The organism is Microcoleus sp. AT3-D2 (assembly GCF_036705715.1).
Taxonomy (GTDB): Bacteria; Cyanobacteriota; Cyanobacteriia; order Cyanobacteriales; family Microcoleaceae; genus Microcoleus.
In genome coordinates this window covers 1-1401 of record NZ_JAUBVE010000199.1, presented here as the reverse complement: position 1 = coordinate 1401, position 1401 = coordinate 1, and the positions used below count along the sequence as shown (strand labels likewise).

The following is a 1401-nucleotide window of genomic DNA, read 5'->3' as shown; positions in this document are numbered from 1 at the left end:
AGGGTAAGAGCATCTCAATCAGGCTTGACACAAGGATTTGAGAATAAGCATCATGTAGTCCTCACTCATCGCTGCCCGGTTCCTTTTTTGTCTCAAGCTACGCGATAGGGTGGTTTCTTGATTGAGGGCATTAAGGGCCATCCGTCTGAGTACCGCCAAATTTTGAGGGCTATTAAACGCTCGGATACGAGATTTATCTTCTTCAAAAGTCACATCTAAAACCCAATGTTCTTTATTTTCAATGCTCCAATGTTCCCGGATAATAGAACTATGTTTTTGAGCATCTATGGTTAAAGAACTTAGATAAATCTGGACTTCGTGAGAGGTTCCATTCCACTCTTGTCGAAACCGTTCGACTATAACAACGGTCTGGAGTCCCGCCCATTTATGTTGATTATAAAGACCTCCAAATTCGGAAAGGGGAATGGCCCCAACTCTTCTTTTATCAATCCGGTTATGCCCTTTTTCTACTTGACGGTAATCCGTCATTTTAACTCCAGTAAATTGGCGACTTGATTGAAGCTCAAACCAAGATTTCACTTGATTGTAAAGAGTCGGATGATTACTTTTTAAGCAAACTACATAATTAGCTTTTTTCTGAACAATCTGTTTAATAATCTCCGTTTGAGTCCCCATTGCATCCATCGTAATAATGGCGCCGGTTACGTCGATTAATTCTAATAAGGCTGGAATCGCTGTAATTTCATTGGAATGGCTATCTACCTTAACTTGGCCGAGGACTAAACGATTTTCCGAAGCCCACGCTGTCACTAAATGTAAATTTTTTTTGCCCTGATTTCGGTCATAAGACCCCCGAAGGCTTTTTCCGTCAATCGGGATAACTTGGTTAACAACTGACCCGATAAATTTTTGAACCCACTGAGTTAACTTCTGTTCTAAAATTTTGGGGTCTAATTTTTCAAAAACTCTACGAAACGTATCATGATGAGGAATGCCATTGGGTAACTCTAAAAATTGGTAACCGTTCAGGGGGGGTAGAAGAGAAATAGCCCAAAAAGCGGAGAAAATCTGATAAATTAAGTGACATGGAAGAAAAGCGCGTCAACCACTTAGAGCAGATACCCCCAGAAGATTGGGGGAAAACTCCAACCAGTGTCAAAAAACTGGTGGAGGCAATGGCGCAGCAAATAGAACAACAGGAAAAGAAACTAACCGAAGTCCTGACAGTTCAACAACAGTTATTAGAAAAAATTAATCGGACATCAGAAAACTCATCATCACCACCATCTTGCGACCCACCGGGATTTGGCAAAAAGCCGCAAAAGACAAAAAGCGGTAAAAAGCGAGGGGGGCAGCCTGGTCATAAAGGAAATAGCCGGGACTTATACCCCATAGAAGAATGTAGCGAAGTAATGGAGCATCATCCAGAAGAATGCAGTA

At 41.5% G+C, this 1401-nt stretch carries 2 protein-coding genes; one reads left to right on the top strand and one right to left on the bottom strand.

Annotation, left to right across the window (positions count from 1 at the left end):
• Positions 1 to 18: 18 nt before the first annotated feature.
• Positions 19 to 990, bottom strand: coding sequence for an ISAs1 family transposase (locus tag QUB44_RS30855; protein ID WP_333373725.1), 972 nt, complete (start codon positions 988 to 990; stop codon positions 19 to 21).
• A 56-nt stretch (positions 991 to 1046) separates the two neighbouring features.
• Here QUB44_RS30855 and QUB44_RS30850 point away from each other — a divergent pair.
• Positions 1047 to 1401 (top strand): DUF6444 domain-containing protein (locus QUB44_RS30850; RefSeq protein ID WP_333373723.1); only part of this gene is annotated, 355 nt, incomplete at its 3' end.